This is a genomic window from Amycolatopsis sp. NPDC043889, assembly GCF_056435645.1.
The window spans coordinates 1-22721 of the sequence record NZ_JBWKEC010000057.1; the positions used below are offsets into that span (position 1 = coordinate 1).

Annotated in this window: 23 protein-coding genes; 16 read left to right on the forward strand and 7 right to left on the reverse strand. The window is 68.7% G+C overall.

What is annotated here, in order from left to right:
• Window positions 1-122: 122 nt before the first annotated feature.
• The 10 genes from AC0685_RS42595 (at window position 123) to AC0685_RS42640 (ending at window position 11513) form a co-directional block, all read left to right on the forward strand.
• Complete coding sequence (locus tag AC0685_RS42595; RefSeq protein WP_478230714.1) at window positions 123-1532, forward strand: NDP-hexose 2,3-dehydratase family protein; 1410 nt, start codon at window positions 123-125, stop codon at window positions 1530-1532.
• A 1-nt stretch (window position 1533) separates the two neighbouring features.
• Window positions 1534-2499, forward strand: coding sequence for an NAD-dependent epimerase/dehydratase family protein (locus AC0685_RS42600; protein WP_478230715.1), 966 nt, complete (start codon window positions 1534-1536; stop codon window positions 2497-2499).
• A complete protein-coding gene (locus AC0685_RS42605) occupies window positions 2496-3605 on the forward strand; it encodes a DegT/DnrJ/EryC1/StrS family aminotransferase (protein ID WP_478230716.1) in 1110 nt (369 codons plus the stop codon). The genes AC0685_RS42600 and AC0685_RS42605 overlap by 4 nt, the downstream gene beginning before the upstream one ends.
• Window positions 3606-3621: 16 nt before the next feature.
• Window positions 3622-4239: a dTDP-4-dehydrorhamnose 3,5-epimerase family protein gene (locus AC0685_RS42610; protein ID WP_340684967.1), complete on the forward strand. Its 618-nt coding sequence runs from the start codon at window positions 3622-3624 to the stop codon at window positions 4237-4239.
• 171 nt (window positions 4240-4410) lie between these two features.
• Entirely contained in the window at window positions 4411-6153 is a 1743-nt protein-coding gene (locus tag AC0685_RS42615; protein WP_478230717.1) for an ArnT family glycosyltransferase, read from the forward strand.
• Between the two features lie 345 nt (window positions 6154-6498).
• Window positions 6499-7599 (forward strand): 3,5-dihydroxyphenylacetyl-CoA synthase DpgA, encoded by a 1101-nt coding sequence (gene dpgA / locus AC0685_RS42620; RefSeq protein WP_478230718.1) that lies wholly within the window; start codon window positions 6499-6501, stop codon window positions 7597-7599.
• Window positions 7593-8255 (forward strand): enoyl-CoA-hydratase DpgB, encoded by a 663-nt coding sequence (gene dpgB, locus AC0685_RS42625; protein ID WP_478230719.1) that lies wholly within the window; start codon window positions 7593-7595, stop codon window positions 8253-8255. The genes dpgA and dpgB overlap by 7 nt, the downstream gene beginning before the upstream one ends.
• On the forward strand, window positions 8252-9469 hold the full coding sequence (dpgC, locus tag AC0685_RS42630) for a (3,5-dihydroxyphenyl)acetyl-CoA 1,2-dioxygenase DpgC (RefSeq protein ID WP_478230720.1): 1218 nt from the start codon (window positions 8252-8254) through the stop codon (window positions 9467-9469). The genes dpgB and dpgC overlap by 4 nt, the downstream gene beginning before the upstream one ends.
• Window positions 9466-10263, forward strand: coding sequence for an enoyl-CoA-hydratase DpgD (gene dpgD / locus AC0685_RS42635; RefSeq protein ID WP_478230721.1), 798 nt, complete (start codon window positions 9466-9468; stop codon window positions 10261-10263). The genes dpgC and dpgD overlap by 4 nt, the downstream gene beginning before the upstream one ends.
• A gap of 170 nt (window positions 10264-10433) precedes the next feature.
• Window positions 10434-11513 (forward strand): 3-deoxy-7-phosphoheptulonate synthase, encoded by a 1080-nt coding sequence (locus tag AC0685_RS42640; protein WP_478230722.1) that lies wholly within the window; start codon window positions 10434-10436, stop codon window positions 11511-11513.
• Window positions 11514-11637: 124 nt separating this feature from the next.
• Here AC0685_RS42640 and AC0685_RS42645 read toward each other — a convergent pair whose 3' ends face one another.
• Complete coding sequence (locus AC0685_RS42645) at window positions 11638-12039, reverse strand: winged helix-turn-helix transcriptional regulator (protein WP_340684974.1); 402 nt, start codon at window positions 12037-12039, stop codon at window positions 11638-11640.
• A gap of 28 nt (window positions 12040-12067) precedes the next feature.
• Between AC0685_RS42645 and AC0685_RS42650 the strand changes: the two genes are divergently transcribed.
• Entirely contained in the window at window positions 12068-12631 is a 564-nt protein-coding gene (locus AC0685_RS42650) for a hypothetical protein (RefSeq protein WP_478230723.1), read from the forward strand.
• Between the two features lie 258 nt (window positions 12632-12889).
• On the opposite strand, the gene AC0685_RS42655 is transcribed toward AC0685_RS42650, so the two are convergent.
• Entirely contained in the window at window positions 12890-13801 is a 912-nt protein-coding gene (locus tag AC0685_RS42655) for an oxidoreductase (protein WP_478230724.1), read from the reverse strand.
• Between the two features lie 86 nt (window positions 13802-13887).
• On the opposite strand from AC0685_RS42655, the gene AC0685_RS42660 reads away from it, so the two are divergent.
• The 4 genes from AC0685_RS42660 to AC0685_RS42675 all read left to right on the forward strand — a co-directional run bounded on the left by AC0685_RS42660 (window position 13888) and on the right by AC0685_RS42675 (window position 16891).
• Window positions 13888-14565, forward strand: a complete 678-nt coding sequence (locus AC0685_RS42660) for a DNA-binding response regulator (protein WP_478230725.1) — start codon at window positions 13888-13890, stop codon at window positions 14563-14565.
• Between the two features lie 276 nt (window positions 14566-14841).
• Window positions 14842-15156: a hypothetical protein gene (locus tag AC0685_RS42665; protein ID WP_034313468.1), complete on the forward strand. Its 315-nt coding sequence runs from the start codon at window positions 14842-14844 to the stop codon at window positions 15154-15156.
• A gap of 34 nt (window positions 15157-15190) precedes the next feature.
• Complete coding sequence (locus AC0685_RS42670; RefSeq protein WP_478230726.1) at window positions 15191-16402, forward strand: WXG100 family type VII secretion target; 1212 nt, start codon at window positions 15191-15193, stop codon at window positions 16400-16402.
• 78 nt (window positions 16403-16480) lie between these two features.
• A complete protein-coding gene (locus AC0685_RS42675) occupies window positions 16481-16891 on the forward strand; it encodes a hypothetical protein (RefSeq protein WP_478230727.1) in 411 nt (136 codons plus the stop codon).
• Window positions 16892-16900: 9 nt separating this feature from the next.
• On the opposite strand, the gene AC0685_RS42680 is transcribed toward AC0685_RS42675, so the two are convergent.
• Together AC0685_RS42680 and AC0685_RS42685 are read right to left on the reverse strand one after the other, a co-directional pair.
• Entirely contained in the window at window positions 16901-17887 is a 987-nt protein-coding gene (locus tag AC0685_RS42680) for a glycosyltransferase (protein ID WP_478230733.1), read from the reverse strand.
• 52 nt (window positions 17888-17939) lie between these two features.
• The gene (locus AC0685_RS42685; protein WP_478230728.1) at window positions 17940-18566 is read right to left on the reverse strand and encodes a TetR/AcrR family transcriptional regulator; all 627 of its coding nucleotides are present in this window, start codon (window positions 18564-18566) and stop codon (window positions 17940-17942) included.
• A gap of 112 nt (window positions 18567-18678) precedes the next feature.
• Between AC0685_RS42685 and AC0685_RS42690 the strand changes: the two genes are divergently transcribed.
• Window positions 18679-20031, forward strand: coding sequence for a flavin monoamine oxidase family protein (locus AC0685_RS42690; RefSeq protein ID WP_478230729.1), 1353 nt, complete (start codon window positions 18679-18681; stop codon window positions 20029-20031).
• 55 nt (window positions 20032-20086) lie between these two features.
• On the opposite strand, the gene AC0685_RS42695 is transcribed toward AC0685_RS42690, so the two are convergent.
• The 3 genes from AC0685_RS42695 to AC0685_RS42705 all read right to left on the reverse strand — a co-directional run bounded on the left by AC0685_RS42695 (window position 20087) and on the right by AC0685_RS42705 (window position 22524).
• On the reverse strand, window positions 20087-20746 hold the full coding sequence (locus tag AC0685_RS42695; protein WP_478230730.1) for a hypothetical protein: 660 nt from the start codon (window positions 20744-20746) through the stop codon (window positions 20087-20089).
• A gap of 197 nt (window positions 20747-20943) precedes the next feature.
• Window positions 20944-21684 carry a hypothetical protein gene (locus AC0685_RS42700; RefSeq protein WP_478230731.1) on the reverse strand — a complete coding sequence of 247 codons (741 nt, stop codon included), beginning with the start codon at window positions 21682-21684 and terminating at the stop codon, window positions 20944-20946.
• A 369-nt stretch (window positions 21685-22053) separates the two neighbouring features.
• Window positions 22054-22524, reverse strand: coding sequence for a M23 family metallopeptidase (locus tag AC0685_RS42705; protein WP_478230732.1), 471 nt, complete (start codon window positions 22522-22524; stop codon window positions 22054-22056).
• Window positions 22525-22721 lie beyond the last annotated feature (197 nt).

The window sequence follows — 22721 nt, forward strand, 5'->3', positions numbered from 1 at the left end:
TGGCCGGTTGGGTTTCGGTGGCGGGGTTCGGTTGTTTGAGCATTGGGGGGGGGGGGTGGGGGGGGGGGGTTGGGTTCCCACCCCAACCCCCCCCCCACGACCGCCTACGAAAGGTGAGGTCCATGCTGCCTCTTCTCGCACCCGTGACGGTGCGCCCTCGCGCCGGCCGCGACCACGCCGACCGCATCGCGTTGTCGGCCGCGACGACCGACGGCGTCCACATGCCGACCAAGGACGTCCGCCTGTGGATCGACGAACGCCGTGAGGCCAACATCTTCCACGTCGAACGCATTCCGTTCGCCGAGCTCGACCAGTGGCGGTTCGAGGACGTGACCGGGAACCTCGTGCACAGCAGCGGACGGTTCTTCGCCATCGAGGGGCTGCACGTGGTCGAGGCCGACGGCCCCCACGGCGACGGCCCGTACCGCGAATGGCGGCAGCCGGTCATCAAACAGCCCGAGGTGGGGATTCTCGGCATCCTGGCCAAGGAGTTCGGCGGCGTCCTGCATTTCCTCATGCAGGCCAAGATGGAGCCGGGGAACCCGAACCTGGTGCAGCTCTCGCCGACCGTGCAGGCCACCCGCAGCAACTACACCAAGGCGCACGGCGGCACGAACGTCAAACTGATCGAGTACTTCGCCCCGCCCGACCCGGAACGGATCATCGTCGACGTCCTCCAGGCAGAGCAGGGCTCGTGGTTCTTCCGCAAGTCCAATCGCAACATGATCGTCGAGACCGTCGACGACGTGCCGATGTGGGACGATTTCTGCTGGCTCACCCTCGGCCAGATCGCGGAGCTGATGCACGAAGACGAGACGATCAACATGAACGCCAGGAGCGTCTTGTCCTGTCTGCCGTACCACGACGAGACTCCCGGCGCGCTGCTGTCCGACGTCCAGCTCCTGTCCTGGTTCACGAACGAGCGTTCGCGCCACGACGTGCGCGCGCGGCGCATCCCGCTCACGGACGTCTGCGGCTGGAAGCAGGGTGTCGAAGCGATCGAGCACGAGGACGGCCGGTACTTCAAGGTCCTCGCGGTCGCGGTGAAAGGCAGCAACCGCGAGAAGATCAGCTGGACCCAGCCGCTGCTGGAATCCGTCGGCACGGGTGTGGTCGCGTTCCTCGTCCGCGAGATCGACGGCGTGCCGCACGTGCTGGTCCACGCCCGCGCCGACGGCGGATTCCTGGACACCGTCGAACTGGCGCCGACCGTCCAGTGCACGCCCCGGAACTACGCGCATCTGCCCGCGGAGGGCCGTCCGCCCTTCCTGGACTTCGTGCTGAACGCGCCGCGATGGCGGATCCGTTACGAGGCCATGCATTCCGAAGAGGGCGGCCGCTTCCTCAACGTCCGGGCCCGGTATCTCGCGATCGAGGCGGACGACACCGTCGAGGCCCCACCCGGCTACGCCTGGGTCACCCCCGGCCAGCTCACCGCGCTCACCCGGCACGGGCACTACGTCAACGTCGAAGCCCGCACCCTCCTCGCCTGTATCAACGCCGCGTCAGCACAGCCGCAACGAGAGGCATGAAATGAAGCAGATCACCGTCCTCGGGGCGTCGGGCTTCGTCGGCTCGGCCGTCACGCGCGCGCTGGCGCGGCAACCGATCCGGTTGCGAGCGGTGTCGCGCAGGCGGCTCACGCCGCCCGAAGGCCAGGCCGAGACGACCGTCGTCGCCGCCGATCTCACCGACCGCGCCGCGCTGGCCGAAGCCATCGCGGGTTCGGACGCGATCGTGTACCTGCTCCTCGCGGACGGCGGCTGGCGGGTCGCCGAGACCGAAGAGGCCGAACGCGTGAACCTGGGCGTGATGCGGGATCTCGTCGACGTGGTCGGCGGAAAGCCGCTCGTGGTCTACGGCGGTGCCGCGTCGCAGGTCGGTGTCCCGCCCCGCGAGCCGATCGACGGGAGCGAGACCGACGAGCCGGGGACCCCGTACGACCAGCAGAAGCTGGCGGCGGAACAGGTCCTCAAGAAGGCCACGGCCGACGGCCGCGTGCGCGGGATCAGCCTGCGGCTGCCCACGGTGTTCGGCGAGACGATGACCGAGGGGGCGAACCAGGACCGCGGTGTCGTGTCCGCCATGGCGCGGCGCGCGCTCGACGGGCAGGACCTCACCATCTGGGGCGACGGCACCGTGCGCCGCGACCTGGTCCACGTCGAGGACATCGCGGCCGCGTTCACCGCGGCACTGGCCGCCCCGGAGGCACTCGTCGGCGGCCACTGGCTGCTCGGCGCCGGCCGGGGAGACCAGCTGGCCGACGTCTTCCGGCTCGTGGCGAAGGAAATGGCCGAGCACACCGGGCGAGGTCCGGTGGACGTGCTCTGTGTCGAGCCTCCGTCGCACGCGCCGTCGACGGATCTTCGCAGCGTCACCATCGATTCCACGCCGTTCCGGGCGGTCACCGGCTGGCGTCCGGAGATCTCACTGCCCGAAGGAGTGCGTCGCACCGTCGCCGCGCTGACCACCCCAATTCACGGAAAGGCTCGCACATGACCACGCGCGTATGGGACTACCTCGCCGAATACGAGACCGAACGGGTCGACCTGCTGGACGCGGTCGAGACGGTCTTCAACTCGGGCCAGCTCGTGCTCGGCGCGAGCCTGCGCGGGTTCGAAGCGGAATTCGCCGCGTACCACGGCGTCGGGTACTGCGTCGGCCTCGACAACGGGACGAACGCGATCAAGCTCGGCCTCCAGGCACTGGGCGTCGGCCCCGGCGACGAGGTGATCACGGTGTCGAACACCGCCGCCCCGACCGTGGTCGCCATCGACGGCACGGGCGCGACCCCCGTCTTCGTCGATGTCCGCGAGGACGACTTCCTGATGGACACCGGCCAGGTCGAAGCCGCGATCACCGAACGCACCAAATGCCTGGTGCCCGTGCACCTGTACGGCCAGTGCGTGGACATGGCGCCGCTGAAGGCACTCGCCGAGAAGCACGGACTGTCCCTTTTGGAGGATTGCGCGCAGGCGCATGGCGCCCGGCAGAACGGCACGATCGCGGGCTCGACCGGCGACGCGGCCACGTTCTCCTTCTATCCCACCAAGGTGCTCGGCGCGTACGGCGACGGCGGCGCGACCCTCACCTCCGACGAGACCGTGGCCGCGAAGCTGCGCCGCCTGCGGTACTACGGCATGGAGGAGCGCTACTACACGGTCGAGACCCCTGCCCACAACAGCCGGTTGGACGAGGTCCAGGCCGAGATCCTGCGGCGCAAGCTCAAGCGGCTCGACGCCTACACGGCGGGCCGCCGGGCGGTCGCCCAGCGCTATGTGGACGCCCTCGGCGACACCGAGCTGAAGCTGCCGAAGACCGTCCCTGGCAACGAGCACGTGTACTACGTGTACGTCGTGCGGCACCCGCGGCGCGACGAGATCCTCGAACGCCTCAAGGCGTACGACATCCACCTGAACATCAGCTACCCGTGGCCGGTGCACACCATGACCGGGTTCGCCCACCTCGGTTACGAGAAGGGTTCGCTCCCGGTCACCGAGAAGCTGGCGGGCGAGATCTTCTCGCTGCCGATGTACCCCGCGCTCTTGCCCGACCTCCAGGACAAGATCATCCACGCGGTCCGCGAAGTGCTGTCCACCCTCTGACCACAGGAGCAAAACCGTGCAAGCACGCAAACTCGCCGTCGAAGGCGCGCTCGAGTTCACCCCGCGCGTCTTCCCCGACGACCGGGGCCTGTTCGTTTCGCCGTACCAGGAAGAGGCGTTCATCGAGGCCCACGGCGGCCCGCTCTTCCCGGTGGCGCAGACGAACCACAGCAGGTCGAAACGCGGTGTGGTGCGGGGTATCCACTACACCGTGACCCCGCCGGGCACCGCGAAGTACGTCTACTGCCCCCGCGGCAAGGCCTTGGACATCGTGGTCGACATCCGGGTCGGCTCGCCGACGTTCGGCAAATGGGACGCGGTCCTGATGGACCAGGAGAACTTCCGGACGATGTACTTCCCGGTCGGTGTCGGCCACGCCTTCGTGGCGCTCGAAGACGACACCGTGATGTCGTACATGATCTCCTCGCCCTACGTGGCGGAGAACGAACTCGCCCTCTCGCCCCTGGACCCCGCGCTCGGCCTGCCGATCGACACCGACGTCGTGCCGATCCTGTCCGAACGGGACACGGCGGCCCTCACGCTCGCCGAGGCGGAGGGGCAGGGAATGCTCCCCGACTACAACGCCAGCCTGGAAATCGAACGGCGGCTGTCCGTTCTTCCGCTCTCCGTCTGACTTTCTCTTCCATTCAGCGCCCAGCCGACGAGGGCCATCACGGACCCGACTCGGTGCCGCCGAAACGGCGGCGCCGACCGTGATGGCCCTCGAAGGCGCGGGCGCCCGACCGGGTAATCGATATCCAGGGCGGTCCGGGCGCACCGGTCCGCCGGGGGAAGGACGCCGAACTTGACGACCGATGGCCTTCAGCCGTCAATGGACACTCCGGACCGGAAAGAACCGTTCATCGCCTGGGCGCGACGCCACCAGCGCTGGTTGCTGGCCGCCGCGGTGATCGCCCTGCTCGGCCAGATGGCGTTCGCGATGATCACGACCGCCGTGGAACAGTCCCCGACCATCGACGAGCCGGTCTACGTCGGCACCGCGGTGGTCTACCTCGAAGAGCACAGCCTGCGGTACAACCCCGAGCATCCACCGATGGGCAAGCTCATCATCGCGACCGGGGTGGCCCTCACCGATCCGAAGGTCGCCCCCGGCTTCACCGGCCACGAGTGGGAACTCGGCAAGCACGTCGTCTACGAGGCGGGCAACGACCCGGAACGGCTGATGCTGTTCGCGCGGCTGCCGGTGATCCTGCTGACGTTGCTGTTCGGACTGGTCGTCTTCGCGTTCGCGTCCGATCTGGCCGGCCGCGCCGGCGGGCTGCTGGCGCTCACTCTGTTCACGTTCTCACCCGACGTCATCGCGCACGGATCGCTGGCGACGCTCGATGTGCCGGTGGCCGGTTTCCTGCTGACGTCGGTGTGGCTGGTGTGGCGCGCCCGGCGCCGCCCAGGCCGCTACCTCCCGCTCGCCGGGCTCGCCCTCGGCGCGGCCACGGCCACGAAAGTGCTTTCCCTGGTGGCGGTTCCGGTGCTGATCCCGCTGGCCGTGCTGTCCGTCTGGCACGCCCGCCGTGCCCGCGGACTCGACCTGAAGACCCCGGCGCTGCTGATCGGGCGCGGCCTGCTGGCGGCCGCCGGGATGGCGCTGATCGCGATCGCCGTCGTGTGGGCCTCCTACCTCGTCGTGGATCCGCGACTGCGCTGGGAGACGCCGGAGGGAATGCAACCGCTGCACGGAATGCGCACCCTCGTCGACTGGTTGCCGTTCCCGCAGCCGTTGCGGGACGGCATGCGGTTCCAGTTCGAACTCGAAGACCACGTGTGGAACAATTTCCTGTTCGGCAGGCACTACACGGGATCGCTCTGGTATTACGGGCCCGCCGCGTTGCTGGTGAAGACGCCGCTGGGCGCGCTGGCGATCTGGCTGGCGGGCGCCGCCGTGCTGCTGTCGGTCCGGCGGCTGCGCCCGGCCGCGCCGTACGTGCTCCTCCCGACGGCCCTGCTGATGGCCACGGCCATGGTCATCGTCCGCGACAACGGCGTGCGGTACCTGGCCTTCGCGCCGATGTTCCTGGCCGTCGCGGCGGCCGCGGTCGTCGTCGTCCGGAGACGGTGGGTGAAGGCGGCGGCGGTGCTCGTGGTGGCCTTCGCCGCGGTCAGTTCGCTGATGACGTTCCCGTACTACCTCCCGTACTCCAACGAGGCGTTCGGCGGCCCGGAGAACACCCATAGGTACCTGCTGGATTCGAACGTCGACTGGGGGCAGGACCTGGGCCGCCTGGCGGACCGCCTGAAGAAGGACTACGCGGGTGAGCGCACCTGGCTCGTCTACCAGGGGAGCGGATTGCCGTCCCACTACGGCATCGACGCCGCCGACCCGCTCACGGTCCCCGCGGACCAGGTGCACGGGGTGCTCGCCGTGTCGGATTCCGCGATCCTGGGCGCCTTCGACGACCCCATGGGCGGGGGCGGCACCGGTGGAGGCGGCCAGAGCGGCGGCGCCACCGGTGATCTGGCGGCGTTGATCGCCGGCAGCACGCCGGTCGAGAGGGTGGGCCACTCCATGACGATCTACCGGCGTCCGTGAGTGCTTGGCGTCGGCGGCGTAGTGAAGGCCTCCTTCCCTACCCTGAAGGTAGGCAAGGAGGCCTTCACGGACAGGTCGCCCGAAATACTGCGCGTCCGGTCTACTTGAGACAGTCGCCCGCCGCGTGTCCCGAAAGTGGCTTTCGCGACACGATTCCCCGGTCCCGAATCGTGAGCCGGTAACGGTTTCCGGCGCGAAAGGGGCTTGGACGCGTTGACCATCGAGATCGGCGAAGCCTAATTTCGGAAATGTCCACTGAGATCCGCGAAAGGTGAGACCAATGCCCGCTGCGCAGGTCAAGCAGCTGCTTCGGAGCAAGCTCAGAACATGGGGGTGGATGTACCGATGACTGCCATCATCGAACCGGCCGAGGACCTTTCCGTCCTCACCGGACTCACCGAGATCACCCGGTTCGCCGGCGTGGGGACCGCGGTCTCCTCGGCGTCCTACTCGCAAGCCGAACTTCTCGAGATCCTCGGCATCGAAGACCCCAAGATCCGCTCGGTCTTCCTGAACAGCGCCATCGAGCGGCGTTTCCTCACCCTGCCGCCGGAGGAGCCCGGCGGCGCACGCGCGGCCGAGCCGCAGGGCGATCTGCTCGACAAGCACAAGAAGATCGCCGTCGACATGGGTTGCCGCGCGCTCGAAGCCTGCCTGAAGTCGGCGGGAGCGACGCTTTCGGACCTGCGTCACCTCTGCTGTGTCACCTCGACCGGTTTCCTGACCCCCGGCCTCAGCGCGCTGATCATCCGCGAGCTGGGCATCGACCCGCACTGCAGCCGGTCGGACATCGTGGGCATGGGCTGCAACGCCGGTCTCAACGCGCTCAACGTGGTCGCGGGCTGGTCCGCGGCGCACCCTGGCGAACTCGGCGTCGTCCTGTGCAGCGAAGCGTGCTCCGCCGCCTACGCCCTGGACGGCACGATGCGGACCGCGGTGGTCAACAGTCTCTTCGGCGACGGATCCGCGGCGCTCGCGCTCGTTTCCGGCGACGGGCGCGTGCCGGGTCCGCGCGTCCTGAAATTCGCCAGCTACATCATCACCGACGCGGTCGACGCGATGCGCTACGACTGGGACCGTGACCAGGACCGGTTCAGTTTCTTCCTCGACCCGCAGATTCCCTACGTGGTCGGGGCGCACGCCGAAATCGTCATCGACCGGCTCCTGTCCGGGACGGGTCTGCGCCGCAGCGACATCGGCCACTGGCTGGTGCATTCCGGTGGGAAGAAGGTGATCGACGCGGTCGTCGTCAACCTCGGCCTGAGCCGGTACGACGTCCGCCACACCACCGGTGTGCTCCGCGACTACGGGAACCTCTCCAGCGGCTCCTTCCTCTTCTCCTACGAGCGGCTCGCCGACGAAGACGTCGCCCGCCCGGGGGACTACGGCGTGCTCATGACCATGGGGCCTGGCTCCACAATCGAAATGGCGCTTATTCAATGGTGACGCGTAACGAAAACAAGGGCGACCTGGTGCTGCGTTTCGACGGCTCCCGTCCGCTGTCCGCCGCGGCCGTCGAGGAGATCGCCGCGCTCTGCGACCGTGCCGAGGACCAGCGTGAACCGGGACCGGTGACCGTCCACGTCACGGGCGCCCCGCCCGCTGATTGGGCGAAGGGACTCGAGGTCGGCTTGGTGTCCAAATGGGAGCGGGCGGTGCGCCGCTTCGAACGCCTCGGCAGGCTCACGGCCGTGGTGGCGTCGGGCGAATGCGCCGGTATGGCACTGGATCTCCTGCTCGCCGCCGACGTCCGGATCGCCGAGCCGGGCACCACGTTGCGGCTCGCCTGGGCGGGTGGCGGCACCTGGCCGGGGATGACCGTGTACCGGCTCACCAAGCAGGCGGGCGCGGCGGGCATCCGGCGGGCCGTGCTGCTCGGCACCCCGATCGGGACGGACCGGGCACTCGCCCTCAACCTGATCGACGAGGTGTCCGGCGAACCAGCCGCGACACTGTCTTCTTTGGAGGGTAGCCCGGACGGCGCCGAGGCGGCGATCCGGCGCCAGCTGATCTTCGAAGCGGGCTCGACCACCTTCGAGGAGGCACTCGGTTCCCACCTGGCCGCGGCGGATCGCGCCCTGCGGCGGGAAGCCAAGTCGTGACGACGGACAGCGCGCCAGGGCTCGATCTCCGGGCCCTGGCGGGGGAGGCCCATCGGGTCGACGACGAGATCCGGGCGGCGCGCACGGCCTTCGTCGCGGCGCACGCCGAAGAGATCTACGCCGAACTCACCGACGGCCGGACGCGGTACCTGCGCATCGACGAACTCGTCCGGGCCGCCGCGCTCGCCTTCCCCGGTCTGGTGCCCTCGGAGCAGCAGATGGCGGCCGAGCGTTCGCGTCCGCAGGCGGAGAAGGAAGGACGCGAGATCGACCAGGGCATCTTCCTGCGCGGGATCCTGCGCGCGCCGGAGGCAGGCCCGCATCTGCTCGACGCCATGCTCCGGCCCACCGCCAGGGCGCAGCGGCTGCTCCCGGAATTCCTGGAGACCGGTGTCGTGGAGATGGAGGCCGTCCGGCTGGAACGCCGTGACGGCGTCGCGCACCTGACCCTGTGCCGCGACGACTGCCTGAACGCCGAGGACGCCCAGCAGGTCGACGACATGGAGACGGCGGTCGATCTGACGCTGCTCGATCCGTCCGTCCGGGTAGGACTGTTGCGAGGCGGGGTGATGAGCCATCCCCGGTACCTGGGGCGCCGGGTGTTCTGCGCGGGGATCAACCTCAAGAAGCTCAGCGCCGGCGAGATCCCGCTCGTCGATTTCCTCCTGCGGCGGGAAACGGGCTACATCCAGAAGATCTTCCGCGGTCTGCTGACGGACGGTTCCTGGCACTCCAGGTTCACCGGCAAGCCCTGGATGGCGGCCGTCGATTCCTTCGCCATCGGCGGCGGGACCCAGCTGCTGCTGGTCTTCGACCACGTGCTGGCGGCGTCCGACGCGTACCTCAGCCTTCCGGCGGCGAAGGAGGGGATCATCCCCGGGGTGTCCAACTTCCGGCTTTCCCGCATCGCCGGGCCTCGCGTGGCCCGGCAGGTGATCCTCAGCGGCCGCAAGCTCCGGGCGGACGAGCCGGACGCCCGGTCGATCGTCGACGAGGTCGTCGCGCCGGAGGAAATGGACGCGGCGATCGACGGCGCGCTGGCCCGGCTCGACGGGGAGGCCGTGGCCGCCAACCGGCGCATGCTGAACCTTGCCGAGGAACCACCTGAGGAATTTCGCCGGTACATCGCGGAATTCGCGCTGCAGCAGGCTTTGCGCATCTACGGCGCGGACGTGATCGGCAAGGTGGGCGGATTCGCGGTGGGCTCGCGATGAGCGAAAGCCCGGTGCGGTACGAAAAGAAGGACCACGTCGCGTACGTGACGCTGAACCGGCCCGAAGTGCTGAACGCGATGGACCGGCGGATGCACGCGGAACTCGCCGGCATCTGGGACGACGTCGAAGCCGACGAAGACGTCCGGGTGGTGGTCCTGACCGGTGCGGGAGATCGCGCGTTCTCGGTCGGGCAGGACCTCAAGGAACGCGCGCGGCTGACCGAGGAAGGCGTCGAGGCTTCGACGTTCGGCAGCAGCGGTCAGCCCGGGCATCCCCGGCTGACCGACCGGTTCACCCTGTCCAAACCGGTGGTCGGCCGGGTGCACGGCTACGCACTGGGCGGTGGCTTCGAACTGGCGCTCGCGTGCGACATCGTCATCGCCTCCGACGAGGCGGTCTTCGCGTTGCCGGAGGTCCGGCTCGGCCTGATCGCCGGGGCGGGTGGCGTGTTCCGGTTGCCGCGGCAGCTGCCGCTGAAGGTGGCGATGGGCTATCTGCTGACCGGGCGCAGAATGGACGCGGCTATGGCCCTTCACCATGGGCTGGTCAACGAAGTCGTGCCGTTCGCCGAATTGGACCGATGTGTCGCCGAATGGACCGAAAGCCTGGTGCGTGCCGCCCCGCTTTCGGTCCGCGCGATCAAAGAGGCCGCGCTGCGCTCGCTCGACCTCCCGCTCGAAGAAGCGTTCAAAACCTCGTATCACTGGGAAGAACGGCGACGGACCAGTGTGGACGCGAGCGAAGGAGCCCGTGCCTTCGCCGAGAAACGGGATCCGATCTGGACCGGTCGCTGAATTCGGGTTGGACCATTGTTCCGCGTGGCGAATGGTGGAAGATTCCGGGATGGAAGATTTCTCGCGCGAATAATGCCGGGCTTGCTTCTTCGTTCACCCGAGACCGCCGTCCGGGCCGGAAATCCCGGCTTTCCTCCGCCCGGTGCCGGCAGAAACCCTGGACATCTGTGATGACAACCCTCGCCACGGTCGAACTCGACAACCAGCGCATCGACCGGATGGTCCCGCTGGTCACGCCCGCCCTGCTGCACCACGAGCTGCCGCTCGGCGCCAACGCGGCCGACACGGTGCGGCAGGGCAGGGAAAACGTCCTGCGCGTCCTCGACGGCACGGACGACCGGCTGCTCGTGATCGCCGGGCCCTGCTCCATCCACGATCCCGCGGCGGCACTCGAATACGCCGACCGACTCGCCGCCCTCGCCGGCCGGTTCGCCGACGATCTCCTGGTCGTCATGCGCGTGTACTTCGAAAAGCCCCGTACGGTCGGCGGCTGGAAAGGGCTCATCAACGACCCGCACCTCGACGGCACCGGCGATGTCAACCGCGGTCTGCGCATCGCCAGGGATCTGCTCCTCGAACTCGCCGAGGGCGGTCTGCCCGCCGCGTGCGAATGGCTGGACACCACCATCCCGGCGTACCTCGCCGACACCGTCTCGTGGGGCGCGATCGGCGCCCGCACGGTGGAAAGCCAGAACCACCGCATGCTGGCCAGCGGGCTGTCCATGCCGGTCGGCTTCAAGAACCGCCGCGACGGCGATGTCACCGTCGCCGTCGACGCCATCCGTGCCGCCGAAGCGCGCCACGTCGTCCCCGGCGTCGACCCCAGTGGCCTGCCCGCGATCCTGCACACGGTCGGCAATCCGGACTGTCATCTCGTCCTGCGCGGCGGAAACAGCGCGCCCAACCACAACCCGGCGTCCGTCCGCGCGGCACTCACCACCCTGCAGAACGCGGGACTGCCCCGGCGCGTGGTGATCGACGCCAGTCACGACAACAGCCGCAAGGACCATCTGCGGCAGGCCATCGTCGCCGACCAGATCGCCGAACAGATCAAGAACGGTCAGCGCGGCATCGTGGGCGTCATGCTCGAATCCAACCTCAAGGCGGGCCGACAGGACCTCCACCCCGACCGGCCGCTCACCTACGGTCAGTCCATCACGGACGCCTGCATCGACATCGCCGCCACCCAGGAGGTGCTCCAGACCCTCGCGGCGGCGACCGCCGCCCGCCGGTCCGGAGTGCGTGCTTGAACCCCGAACTCACGTGCTCGAACCCCGAACTCGCGTGCTTGAACGCCGATCACGGAGTTCCGCCCCTGAGCACGCGAGATCCGGCTCTGAGCACGCGAGTTCCGCCCCTGAGCACGCGAGATCGCTACCCGATCGACTCGGCGCAGCTCATCGCCGGGTTCGGCGCGGCGTCGCCCCGGGTGCGCTCGAGATGCGTCTCTCCCCAGACCCTGACCTCCTCGACCACCGGCAGGACCGTGGCCCCGTAAGGGGTGAGCCGGTAGATGACGCGCGCCGGGACGGGCCCGGTCACCACGCGTTCGACCAGCCCGTCGGCCTCGAGTTCGCGCAACTGCTCGGCCAGCACCTTGGGCGTGATGGGGGCGCCCCGGCGGCGGAGGCCGGCGAAATGGGACTCGCCGTGGGCCAGCCAGTACACCAGGGTCAGCTTCCATTTCCCGCCGATCGCGGCGAACGCCGCGGCCATCGGGCAGCCGGGCAGCGGGTTGGGACGCGGAAGGTTACCCGCAGGTGCCTTCTTGTCCATGGTCGTCCTCCGCTCGGATAGTCGGACCATGACCGTGCCATACAAACGAATCCTCACAGTGGGCCTTTCGGCCCTGATGCTGATCGCCACGGCCGCGTCGGGCTCCGCTTCGACTTCGCCCGATGGGCAACGCGCGTTCGACTGGGAGATCGGCACCTGGCGCTCCACGGTGCGGGTGCTCGCCGAGCCGCTTTCGGAGTCCGCCGACCAATGGCTCCTCTTCGCGGGCACCAGCACCGTCCGCCCGCTCATGGACCGGCGGGCGAACGTCCTCGAATTCGAGGTCTCGGGCCCGAACGGGCGCATCGACGCGCTCAACCTGCGGTTGTACGAACCGCAGGTTGGGCGGTGGAGCCTGACCTTCGTCAACATGCGCGACGGTCTGCTCACCCCCTCGGTCCACGGCGGGTTCCGCGACGGTGTCGGCGAGTTCCACGGCGACGACCAGCTCGGCGGCCGTCCGATCAAGGTGCGCTTCCTCGTCTTCCGGCAAGGCCCGGACGAGGCGCGTTTCGAGCAGGCGTTCTCGGCCGACGGCGGGACGACCTGGGAGACGAACTGGGTCGCCGTGGATCACCGGATACGCCGGTGAGGCGCCAGTGCGGCGGGTCGTGACTTCTAACGTCCGTGTCTTGGGGGTTTCGCGTGTCGTCCGTCGGATCACGCGTGTCGTCCCATCGGGAACGACCACCTTGTACCCACGCGCGGTCGGTGTGACTGCTGGTGCTTCTGGTGCGGCCGTGGCGACCGGGGAGTCCGTGAAGGCCTCCTTCACTACCTTCAGGGTAGGCAAGGAGGCCTTCACGGACCGGCCTTGCGCCCACCCCACGACCTCGAAAGCCCACCCGCGCTAGCTCCCGACGGAGCCGCCGCCGACACCGTCGAGCAGCGCCAATTCCTCCTCGCTCAACCGGATGCCGCCCGCCGCGACGTTCTCCTCCAGATGCCTGGGGTCACCGGTCCCGGGGATGGCGAGAACGTGCGCGCCGCGGTGCAGCGTCCAGGCGAGCCGGATCTGCGCCGGGGTCGCGTCGTGTGCCGCGGCGACTTTCGCGACCTCGGCCTGCCCCGGAACGGCGTCGGGCGTGGCGGCGCCGGGAAGCGAAGTGGTGACGGCGAAGAAGGGCACGAACGCGATACCGTGCTCGCCGCACAGGTCGAGGAGTGCGTCGTCCTCCCGGTCTGCCAGGCCGTAGCGGTTCTGCACGCAGACCACCGGAGCGATCGACAGGGCCTCCGTCAGCTGGTCCGCCACGACGTTGGAGACACCCAGATGGCGGATCAAGCCGGCCTCGCGCAGCTCCGCCAGCGCGCCGAAGTGTTCGGCCACCGAGCCGGGCTCCTTGCCCGTCGCGGCGCCCCAGCGCAGATTGACGACGTCGAGGTGGTCGAGACCGAGCTGCCGGATGTTCTCTTCGACTTGACCGCGGAGCTGATCCGGGCGTGCGAAGGAGAATTCGCCGTCGCGGGAGCGGCCCGCGCCGACCTTCGTGGTGATCACGAGGTTCTCGGGATAGGGCTGGAGCGCCGTGCTGATCAACTCGTTCGCCGAGCGCGTGGGCGTGAAGTAGAACGAAGCGGTGTCGATGTGGTCGACGCCGAGTTCGATCGCACGGCGCAGGACGGTGATCGCGGACTCACGGCTCTTGGGCTTTTCGTCCCACGGCATCCCGGTCAACCGCATCGCGCCGAGGCCGAGCCGGTTGACGGTCAGGTCGCCGAGCCGCCAGGTACCGGCGGCGTTGTCGTGAAGGTTCGTCATGACCACCAGCGTCGCGACAGGTCCGTCCGTAGTCAGAAAATGGCAACAAGCTGCCACCCGGTCGCGGGTGGGGCAGTATCGATGCCATGCGGACGAGCGACGGGCTCACCAGGGCGGGCGATGCGGTCACCGTCGTGCGCGGCGAAGAGGAGCTGTTCCGCCGGATCGGGCACCTGTTCTCGACCGTGACCGACCTGGCGTGCGCCGCCAACGACCTCGCGACCTGGGTGGCCGAGCGCAGATCGGACGAACTCACCGCAGCCGCCGAGCGCCGGGCCGGCGAGATCCGGGTGCGCAAGATCTACCGGGCCGGACTGCTGCTCGACCCGGGAACCGCGCAGGAGCTCGCCAGGATCCGCGACCGGTTCGGAGCCCAGATCCGGATTTCGACCGAGGACGTCAACGAGACGATCGTGATGGACGGCAGGCTCGTCATCCTGGCAGGCGACCGCGTCGCCGGGCAGCGCGGCTACAGCGTCATCACCCAGCCCGAAACCGTGCAGGGCGTGATTTCGCTGTTCGAGGCGACCTGGCGAGCGGCGACCGACCTCGCCGCCTTCGACGCGCAGGTGTCCGAGATCCGGCAGCTCGCGCCCGCGGTGCTGGACCTGCTCGGCAGCGGCGTCAAGGACGAAGCCGCCGCCCGGAGCCTCGGCCTCGGTGTGCGGACCTACCGGCGACGGGTGGCCGAGCTGATGGCGGCGCTGGGTGCCGAGTCCCGTTTCCAGGCGGGCGTCCGGGCCCGCGAACTGGGTTTGGTCTAGCCCCACCCGGCCGGGTGAGAACCGGCTACGGAAAGTAGCTCAGGCCGTCCGGTATCCCGCTGTCCACAGGCGCCGGGAGGGTAAGATCTTGCCGCCGAGGATGCCGGTGAAATCTTCCGGGAACCAACGCGCGGCCGGGTGCGTCGGTGTACACGAACGGCGTCATCGCGTTTCGGGAAACGGTGCGCACGCGTGGGTGTGAACTCATAGGGTGCGCGGTAGAGCAGTGTGGGTCAGGCAAGCACGCGCGCAGGCGCCGGACTGGAGGGATCATTCATGACTCGCCGATTCGATCCAGAGCAGATCGCCGCGTTGGCCAAGAAGGTCGGCGGGCTCAAGGACGGCTACAGCGGCGCGGGCAAGGACCTGGGCGACGGCGATCCCGGTGGCGCGTTCGGCGACCTGAAGAACGCGGCCAGCACGGGGACCACGATGAAGGGTTTCCACCGCGGCGTGAACGCCGAACTGGCGGCCGCCGCGAAGCTCGTCGACGCCGCGTCGAACGCGTTGGCCAACGCCGCCCAGCGCATGCGGAACGACGAAGCCGCGGGTGTCGACACCCTCCGCGGCGGCGCCCGCGAGCGGGACTGATCGGACTGAAGACGGGAACCAGGGGGATTTACCGATGACCACCGCGGAGCGGAATCCGAGCACGCTCGACGACCCGTCGCACGACCGTCCGAAATCGTTGGACGCCATCGACAAACACGCCCAGCAGGCGCAGAAGCTCAATTCGAGCGCGGTCAACGACCAGGCGAGGAAGGTCGGCGGCGCGGCAACGAGGGCGAACGATCTCGGCGACGACCTCAAGGTCTTCCGCGACGACGTCCTGCGTAACTGGGAAGGCAAGGACGCCGACGCCGTCGCCGAACACCTCGAAAAGCTCGGCAAGGCCAGCTACAAGGTGAGCGACAAGGCCGAGGCCGCCAAGAACATCCTCCAGCGGGTGTCCGAGATTCTCGACGAGGTCAAGAAGAAGGTCGCACAGCTCGCCCAGGAAGCCAACGACAAGGACGCGGACAACCGCAAGCTGATCGACGCGGCCCGCCGCCGGAAGAACAGCTCGAAGGACGACAACGAGATCGCCGCCGCCGCGACGGACATCGAGCGGCTCCGGCAGCTCAACGAAAAAGACTCGAACGGCAAGAAGGACGAGATCGAGAAAGCGCTGGACGACGCCGAGAAGCAGATCGACGATCTCCTCAAGCCACTCGGCCTGGAGATCGAAGGCGGTTTCATCGAGCTCATCCCCGCCGACGACGGCCAGACCACGGCGTCGAGCGTCAACGCGAAGCCCGTCAACTCCAACCTGAGCAGCACACCCAGCTACGGCGGGGGAGACGGCGGCGGTGGTGGCGGAGGCGGTGGCGGTGGCGGCGGCCCCGCCGGGGTGCCGGGCGACGGCAGGCCCGCCAAGCCGATCGACGCGCGGGGCGACAACCCGGCGAAGATCGCCGAGCAGTTCCTCGGCCGCAACGCCGGCGACCTCAAGGGCAGCGGCGAGCTGCCGGCCATGCAGTCGTGGGTGCCCAACAACGTCAACTGCGCGAACTTCGTTTCCGGCTGTCTCGAGGCGGCGGGCCTGATCGACAAGGGGCAGGCCAGTGCCTCGGTCGCGGGCCTGACGGCCAACCTCGAAGCGGACGGCTGGCGTTCGGTGCCGCTTTCCGAAGCGAAACCCGGCGACGTGGTGATCTCGAACAACGGCGGGCACGTCGTGCTGTACGCGGGCGATGGCCAGTTCATCGGCTCGAACAACGTCAACCCCGACGGTTCGCAGAAGATCAGCATGGGCGGCGGTGGCGGCCTCGTGAAGATCCTCACCCCGCCGACCTGATCCGACAGAACGCCGTAGCATCACCGGGCCAGCTGATGCGGTCGCTCGCGTCGCTGCCCGCCAGTGGGAGGTAGCTTGATGTACACCCCGTCCGCACGACCCGTCCCGGTGTCGCTGAACCCCGGCGACCCGGTCCGGGAAGCGGTGCTCCAGGCCGCCACCGCCCGGCTCGACCAGGAATTCGGCGACCGGGTCCAGGTGGCCGTGGAACAGCTCGACCGGCTCGGTCCCTGGGTGTTCCTGCAGGGGACGATGCGCGGCACCGAACCCGGTCGTTCTTACTACGCCGGCACCATCTACGAGAACAAGCGGGCCGACGGCGTCATGTCCGACGTCTACGTCGCGCTGCTCAAGAAGAAGAGCGAAACGAACGTCGACGACGACGCGCGGTCTTGGCGGGTGGCCAACTGTGCCATCGGCCCGACCGACGTCGCCTGGCTGACCTGGCCGGACGAGCACGAAGTGCCGCAGGAGCTCTTCGGCTTCTGAGCTGATCGCTCAGGAGGCCCATTCCGGCAGCGCACGGGCGATCTCGCCGGGGGAGGGCATCCGGGCGATCTCCTCGGCGATCGCCCTGGCCGCGTCGCGATGGGCGTTCCGGCCCAGCAGGCTCCCGGTGTGTTCGGCGACGGCTTCCTCGTTCGGTTCTCCGGGGTGAAGACTCAGCGCGGCACCCGCCGCGCACAGGGCTTCGGCGTTGGCGAACTGGTCGGCTCCTTGCGGGAGGATCAGCTGCGGGACGCCGACCGAGAGCGCGCCGAGAGTCGTGCCGCTACCGCCGTGGTGCACGACCACGTCGACGTGCGGCAGCAGGTCGGCTTGCGGGATCCAGGCCCGCACCGTCACGTCGTCCGGTACGGCGCCGAGTTCCTCCGGGCGGACCCGTCCCGAGGCGACCACCACGTGCGCGCCGAGCGGAGCCAGCCCCCGGAGCACGGTGGTGAGCACTTCCGGCGTGCCGAAGGCGGTGCCGAGCGTCAGATAGATCAGCGGACGAGCGGACTTTTCGACGCGCCACGGGGGCACCGCCGGTTCGGAGTAGGGCACGGGTCGCAGTGCGACGCGTTCGGCCGTCGCGAGGAAGTTCTTGTCCTGCAACGACTGCGGGCAGATGTCGAGATGTGGGCGGTCGGGCCGCGTCGGCGGCTCGAGCCCGATTCCGTCCGGGAACATGCGGCCGAACCCGTGCCAGAGGCCGGGGATCCCGGCGCGCTCCGCGGCGACGGCCACCCCGGGCTGTCCCCATTCGTGCACGACGAGGTCGGGCCGGAGTCGTGCCAGTTCCGGTTCGAGATCCTCGGCGTAGATCTCGTAGAACGCGTCCGCCGGGCGAAAAGGCCTGAGACCGTTCCTCAGCAGCGGCGGGTGGACGTTCTCTCCGGCGGCGAAATGCACCTCGTGCCCGGCCTCCCTGGCGGCGATCGCGAGCGGGATCAGCGGATAGGTGTGGCCGACCGACGCAAGGCTGGCGAAGAGGACTCGCATACGCACCGGTTTCATTCAGATGTTCATCCCAGATGTTCAGGACATCTGAATGTTAGCGCGGATGTTTGACGCGCGCAGCGACAGGCTGCGGATCCGCCAGTAACACGATCATGTCCAGTGCCCGTTCGAGATCCCCGTGCGCGCGCACCGGGTCCGGGTGGGCCACGTACTGCAGGATCAGGCCGTCGACCGAGGCGAGCGCGAGCCGTCCCAGCGTGTCGAAGCCGACGGCGCAGCGTTCCCCGGCGGCGATGGCGGCCTGTTCGCAGAGCCTGGTCACTAGCGAGATGTAGGCGTCGTACTGGGATCGGGCGAGGTCCGGTGCCTCGCTCCGCAACGAGTAGTTGGAGAGCTCGTACTGCATGATCTGCAATCCGGCGTCACCCTCGACGAGTTTGTCCCAGAACGTCGTGATGCCCGTCCGGAGCGCGTGCTCGAAGCCCCGGTCCGGTTCGAGGCCGCTGCGCAGCGCGTCGGAGATGTCGTCGACGACCGTGCCGATGACCGCGCGCAACAGCTGGTCCTTGCTCGGGAAGACGTAGTGCAGGGTGCCCAGTGAGATCCCCGCTTCGGTGGCCACCGCGCGGAGAGTGGTCCCGGGTACGCCGACGGTGCTGAGCACCCGTATCGCCGCGGCGACGATCTGCCCCTCGCGTTCCGCTGCCTTCACGTAGGCCATCCGGCTTCTCCTTCGTCGGTCGTGTCCGAGTTTCGCATATCGGCTCTTGTGCCGTGTGGAGGCCTGTCCTACTTTAAGTCGGACAACCGACCGACAATTTGGGGAGCCTGCCGTGCACACTGTCGATGTCGTGGTGATCGGAGCGGGCCTCGCGGGGTTGACCGCCGCTCGCGCGCTGACCGGCGCGGGACGCACGGTCGCCGTGCTGGAGGCGAGGGACCGGGTGGCGGGCCGCAACCTCGGTCATGAGCTGGTCAACGGGGTCGCGGTCGAGCTGGGCGGTCAGTGGATCGGCCGGACGCAGACCGAGGTCCTGAAACTCGTCGCCGAACTCGGCCTCGAGACGTTCCCGACTTACGACGACGGGGCGGCGGTGACGGTCTACAATGGCAGGCGCACCACCTACGCGGACGAAACGTTCGGGCTGTCGGATCAGGCGGCGCTCGAAGTCGGCCGGATGAAGTTCGAACTCGAGGCTTTGGCCGAGACGGTGTCGCTCTCCTCGCCGTGGACGTCACTCGAAGCCGCGGAACTGGACCGCAAAACCCTGGACGAATGGCTTCGCGCCGCCACGGACGACGTCGAGGCCCTCGCGTTCTGGGGAGCCGTCGTCCCCGCGGTGTTCTCCGCGGAACCGGCGGAGATGTCGTTGCTGCACTTCCTGTTCTACGTCAAATCCGCGGGCACGCTGGACGTTCTCGTCGCCACCACCGGCGGTGCGCAGGAGCTGCGCGTCGTGGGCGGCACCCACCTGATCTCCGAGCGGCTCGCCGATCGGCTGGGTGACGTCATCACGCTCGGCGCACCGGTTCGCGGTATCGCCCACCACGCGGACGGGGTCGAGGTGTGCCACGACGGCGGGCGGATCGCCGCCCAGCGGGTGATCGTGGCGATCCCGCCCACGCTGGCGGGACGGCTGCACTACGAGCCGGCGCTCCCGGCGGCGCGCGACGGGCTGACCCAGCAGATCCCGATGGGCAGCGTGATCAAGGTGCAGGTGGCCTATCCGGCGCCGTTCTGGCGCGACGCCGGGCTCAACGGGTTCGCGTTCAACCTGGACGACCCGCTGTGCGTCACCCTGGACAACTCGCCGCCGGACGGCTCTTGCGGCGTCCTCGTCGGCTTCTTCGAGGGCGCCCACGCCCGCGAGGTCGCCCGCCTGTCACCCCGGGAGCGCCGCGAGGCGGCGGTGGCCACGCTGGTGAAGCAATTCGGGCCGGAAGCGGCGGAACCGATCGATTACGTCGAACAGAACTGGATGGAGGAGGAGTACACCCGCGGCTGTTACGGCGGCCGCCTCGGCGCGGGCGGGTGGACCCAGTACGGCGCCGCGCTGGCCGAACCGGTCGGGCGGATCCATTGGGCGGGCGCGGAGACCTCCGACATCTGGAACGGCTACATGGACGGAGCCGTCCGTTCCGGGCATCGCGCCGCGGCCGAAGTGCTCGCGCGTTTGGAGCGGTGAACGCAGAAAACCGGCGGCCGGGGGATTCCCGGCCGCCGGTTTTCGTCTTCCGGTATCAGGGGCGGTAGATCTCCTTGACCGTGGTGATCTGGTCTTCACCGTTCACGGTGATCTGCGCGAGTACCGGGTTGCCTTCGCGCACCTGCTGGATCAGCTGCTCCTTGCCGCACGGCTGGTTGCCGTAGCCCTCGTCGATGGTGACCGATTCGCCAGAGCACAGGGTGGCCGCGGCGCCCGAGGGCCTGGTCTCCAGCTGCAGGGAGCTGTTCGGCACGCCGCAGACCACCTCGGTCCCGGATTCCGTCAGACGGGCGCAGGTCCACTTGCCCCGCACGTCGAGCACCCGCTCGCCGGGGCCTTCCGCCTGCGGCAGCTTCTCGTAGTACTCGGTGATCACGTTGTACGCCTCGGTGCAGCCCGGCGTGGTGCCGTCGGTCGCGGCCACCGCGATCAGATCCATCTTCGGCCGCCCCGGCGCGCCGACCTGGCCACCGTGCTTGCTGCAGTCGACGTCGCCGCCCGACGACTCGGCGCCGGAACCACCGGCGGCCGCCCCCTGGCCACCGCCCGCCTGCGCCTGTTCGACGGCCGCGTTCTTCACCGGAGAACCATTTCCCGCGACATTGTTCCCGCCGCACGCGGAAAGGAGTGCGGTAGCGGCGACCGCCCCGCCCACAATGGCCGTTTTGACGGTCTTCTTCGCGGTGAATTTCATTTCAGCGCCCCTCTCGCATTCCTTGGTGAAGCTTTGTCCGGAAGACGCCGGAAGTGGAATGGGGTTGCTTCGAAAAGCCGGTACGGCACAGAGTTGCCCGAAGATTCGAACCGTCGTGTCCTCGGGGGCACGACCTCGGTTCGCCGCGCAACCTCCCCGGCGTGGAACGCGAAACGCCGGGGAGGCCGCGAAGCCGGTTACGGGATGACGCGGTTGCGCAGGTTGTTCGGGTACGGGCCTTCGCCGTGGATGTTCAGCTCGTTGCCCACCTCGAAGCTGTAATACGGGTGCGAGCTGAAATAGCTGTCCAGATTGGTGCCGCCGAAGCAGATCAGATCCGCGCCACCGGCCGCCCTCGGCCCGTTGCACAGGCTGAGCGTCGGGTACCGGAACGAATCCACCGGCCGGAAACCGGCGCCGCCGGGGCCGGGAACGGGCAGGTGCCCGATCAGCCCGCCGGGGTCACCCGGCCAGTTCGACTCGACGGGCTGCCGCCGCCCGTCCGCGAACAGCACACCCTGGATGTTCCGTCCGGGCGGTTCGGTCTCCAGCACCGTGCCCGCGACGAGCGCGCCGAGACTGAACCCGACGATGTAGACCTTCGTTTCGAGGTCGCAGCCATAAGTGACGTAGAGGTTGTACAGCGCCGTGCGAAGATTGGCGACACCCGCGTCGACGTCGGCGTACAGATTCACGTCCCCGGCGCCGTTCGGATACGGAATGCGAACCGGGTCGGCGCCGCCGGGCGCGAACGCCCGGTCCAGGAGTTTCTGTGCCCCGCCGTCCTGATATCCCGGCACGACGAACATGACGGGTCCGCACGGGCCATCGGGCCGCGCGGGCGCCGCCTGTGCCGCCCCCGATCCGGCGATGGCTCCGGCCAGGGTGACGACGGACAGGACGGCGGTCGCGAGCAGACGTGCTCCGGCTCTTCTCATCGGTTTCTCCCCACTGTCGAATTTCCTCGACGAACGCTAATGAGCGCCGATGAAATACCGATGAAATGTGGGGAATCACGGGCGCCGTACCCACTTTCGAGTGAAGTTGTCGTTATGGGCTCAAGTTCGCCGCCGCTGATCGTGAGGTAGTTTTCCCCGGCGTGACGGGCCCAGGGGGCAGCGGCTTCGGCGCCCGAGCCCCGCGCGACCGGCGCCGTGGTGTCGTTCCGGATCTCCGGCGTGGACACCGAGAGCGCGAAGAGATTTCACGCGGAGACGTTGCCAGGCCTCGGCTATGCCGACACCCACGACGCGAACCTCGCCATCGTCCGCTACGAGGGCAACGGGCTGACGAGCCACCCGCCGGACTCAGGCCCTGGTGTTGACACTGACCGGCCGGGAACCGGTCCGCGGGATGCCGCCCTGGAGGGTGGACGAGATGCCGACGCGGGTGGAGCAGTTGATGACTTGGTAGTGCAGGTGATGGTCGGTGGCCGCCCCGGTGCGGCCGGACCAGCCGATGACCCGGCCCTGGGGGACCCAGGTGCCCGCGTTGTGGATGGCCCGGTTCAGGTGCGCGTAGTGCGTGCAAGTGCCGTTGGAGTGCCGGATGATCACCTCGATGCCGTTCTGCCGATACGGCGACCAGTCCGAGACGAGGATCTGGCCGCCCTGTGCGGCGGAAACCTCGTAGTTGGCCGGAAGACCGAAATCCCAGGCGTATTCGTTGTAGGCGCCGACGTGGGAGAACGTTCCCTCGGGCCCTTGGGTGACCGTGTACGCCTCACCCGCCGGGTTCTGGACTGGCCGACGGGAGCCGACTGTGCCCTGAGTGTCCACAAGGGACGCTTTCCGGCGACGGAATGCCTGTTTCGCGACTGGATGCCCGGTCTGGCGACTGTCGTGAGTGGCAAGGTCGTTCCAGCCCAATGCCACGTAGCTTAAGGGGTCCTAACAGAATGACCTTTGGGGTGTGGTTTGATGCCGTGTCTCGTTGATCTTCGGTGAGAGGTGGGCTGGGTGGGGCAGCGGCGTCC